We start from the raw sequence: 3231 nt of genomic DNA, 5'->3' as shown, positions 1-3231 counted from the left end.
CCCTGCTCATCCGGCTGAACTTCGTCGGCAGGAACATCCAGCATCTCCTCCACGCCATCCAGGGGGAAGGCGATCAGGGCTTTGTCGCTGACACACACCATGGCCTTGGAAATGCTCAGGGTGAGGGGGAGGCGGATGGTAAAGGTGGTTCCTTTGCCCCGCACAGAATCCACTTGAATGCTGCCGCGCAGATCGGTGATGTTGCGGCGCACCACATCCAAGCCAACCCCCCGCCCGGCCAGATCGTCCACCTCGCTGGCCTCGCGAACGCTGAAGCCAGGGTGGAAGAGAACGTTGAACACTTCGTCTTCGTCGGCTTGCTCCGACAGCAGCCCCAGCCTTTGGGCCTTGGCCTTGACCTTCTCCACCGGGATCCCGGCGCCATCGTCCGAGACGATGATGATGGTTTGGTTGCCCTGATAGAAGGCCTTGACGGTGATCTTGCCCTCAGGGGGCTTGCCCGCCCGCCGCCGCTCCTCAGGGGTCTCGATCCCGTGTACCAGGGCGTTGTTCACCAAGTGGGTCATGGGGTCATAGAGCTCCTCCAGGATGGCCTTGTCGATGAGCGTGTCACGGCCTTCCACCACCAGGCTGGCCTGCTTGCCCGTTTTGATGGAGAGATCCCGAATGGCGCGGGGCAAGCGGTCGGCAACTTGCGAGAAGGGCACCATGCGCGCCCGGTTCAGGCCCTCTTGCAGTTGGGTGGTCACCTGGCGAAATTGGCGGGTGATCTGCTCTGCCTCATCCACGGCAAACTCGATGTCGGAGGAGGACTCGCGCACCCGCACGATGAGCTCAATGATCTCCTGGGCCAGAGCGTGGAAGGCCGTAAACTGGTCCATCTCCAGCTTGTCGAACTCTTGGCCGGAGGAATGACTCCGCCTTCCTCGGCTGGATCCCTCCCCATTTCGACCGAAGCCCACCGTTACCGTGCCGCCATAGGCTGAGCTGCTGCGGCTGGAGAACAAAGCCGATTCCAGCAAGGAGCGGTCATACTGATCCCGCATGCGCTGGCCCAGATCCCCTAGCTGTTGCACACGGCCCAACAGGCCATCCAGAAACTGGCGCAGACGGGTTTGGTTTTGCTCCATGCTGTTGCGGATGACCACCAACTCTCCCACCAGGTTGTTGATGGAGTCGAGGTGGCGCACCTCCACCCGCATCACAGGGTTGCTGAGGGCAGCAGTTCGCCGTGAAGTCGGCCCAGTTGCCGCCGGGGCAGCTGCTGCTGGGGTGGGGGTTGCTGGAGCAGCAGCGGCAACTGGCGGCGAAGGTGCTGGCGCCGCAGCAGGTGCTTGGGCAGGAACCTCGAGATCGCCCAGGAGCGATTCCAGCTGGGCTGCAAAGTCGTCAGCAGCCTCGCCGCTCGCGGCTGCAGGGGATCCCACAAGGGGGGCGATAGCCTTTTCTAGCTCAGGGGTTACCGCCGGCTCGGCAGCGTCGAAGAGGGCGGCCAAATCGTCCAAACGGGGAGCCGGAGCAGCTTCCAGCGCCTCTTCCTCTGGGGTCTCGGCCTCGCCAACAGGAACGGCTAAGGATTCATCTTCTGCAAACAGGCTGGCCAACTGGCTTTCCAGATCGTCCTCCGCAGGCTGGAGGGCATTTTCTTCCTCCAGTGCGGCAACCGGCGGCTCTGGCTCAGACACGGGCACTTCCGCCAGGCTGCTCGCTTGCAAAGCTTCTGTGTCCTCCAGGAAGGTGGCAAGATCCAAGGGGGGTTTTTCTTGGGGCGCTTCCCCTTCTGCAAAGAACTGGCTCAACTCATCCAGATCCACCTGGTCGTAGAGCTCCGCTCCGCTAGCGCGACCGCCATCGGCATCCATGGCCGAGAGGGATCCCCTGGCCCCCAGGCTCAGTTCTTCTGGGTCGGATTCCTGGGTGAATAGGGCATCGAGACGGTCGAAGGAGAGCTCGGGGGAAGGGGCGACTGCCTCCTCAGCCGTGGGTTGCAGGTCTGCGAAAGACTCCTCCTGGACCGGGAACAGATCCTCCAGAAGCGCCCACTCCTGGGCTTCTGCTGTGTCCCCAGCTGCTGATTGGGTCAGGGGGATGGAGTCCCCATCGGACGCCTCCTCGAGGGTCTCGCCGGCGAAGAGATCCCCTAGGCTCAGCTCGGCTCCGAAGTCTGGAATTGGCGATTCCCTCGGCTCATTGGCCATGTCGGGCGACGTGGGGAAGGGTTCGCCGATAAAGAGATCCCCCAGTTGCTCAGCTTCGGCAGCATCAGCCTCAGCGATGTCCAGGGATGGGCCAAAAGAGGGATCCAAAAATACGGAAGGTTCACTTGCTTCCGGCATCGACCAAGCCGGATCGGCTTCTGCCGCAGGGGTGGAAAAAAAGCTCTCCAGGCTGTCTTCGGCAGTATCAAAGGCAGCAGAGTCGGCGAACTCTGAGGATCCCACCTCGTCGGATCCCGACTCTGCCAGATAATCTGCTGGGATGGAAAAATCCTCTAGCTGGATATCCGCGGAAAATTCAGCCCAGAGATCTGCTGCGATTTCCCCGTCCTCAAGGGCTTCCTGAAGGGGTGGGGACGGTTCAGCCGCCCAAGGATCGGCCTCCAGCTCACCAGCGGGAACGGCCTCCAAGTCCGGAAGCTGAGACCCTTCCTGCCGGAAAGCACTCTCTACGGGAAGTTCCTCCAGCTCAAATAGGGCCTCTACCCCGGCACTTGCGGCTTCGTCCGGGACAAAGCCGGATCCCTCGCCCATTTCCGCAGCAACGCTCTGGGCAGTCGGCTCCTGTTCAGCATCCCAGGCAGGCTCAGCAGAGACAAACCCCTCTGCCCCTTCACCCACCACTTCGGCAAACAGCTCCGCCAGATCGGCCTCAGCTCTCTCCTCATCCAACCTTGGGCTCAGATCCTCAAAGGTCTGCAAGAGGGGCTCAGGAGAGGAGGGGATCAGCTCCGTTGGGAATTCTTCAATATCGGATAGCGCTTCTGCGTTGGCAAACAGCTCGTCAAAGGCTGAGGTGGCTTCTTCCTCCAGATCCAAGGGAGTGGCATAGAGCTCCGCTCCGCTAACGCGACCGAAGTCGTCCGCAACAGAGGCCAAGTCAGCTCCCTGCCCGTCCTCTTCTGGGCTTTCTGCCGGCACGGCAGCTGTCCTCCAGTCTTCCTCCCAAGCCGCTTCGGCTCGGATCCCTGGCCAACTCAGATCCAGATCCCCCTCTTCCGCGGGAGCAGATCGGTGCTCTGAATCTGTTCCCGCCAGCGGGACGGAGTCCTCA

1 protein-coding gene is annotated in these 3231 nt (G+C 61.9%); it reads right to left on the bottom strand.

The genetic code is table 11. The features are described from left to right. Positions 1-3231: ATP-binding protein (locus NW819_RS00760; RefSeq protein WP_414412596.1), on the bottom strand; the 3231-nt coding region annotated here is incomplete at both ends.

It is taken from the genome of Synechococcus sp. R8-2 (assembly GCF_047461715.1).
Classification (GTDB): domain Bacteria; phylum Cyanobacteriota; class Cyanobacteriia; order Thermostichales; family Thermostichaceae; genus Thermostichus.
This window is presented reverse-complemented; position numbering and strand designations above follow the sequence as displayed.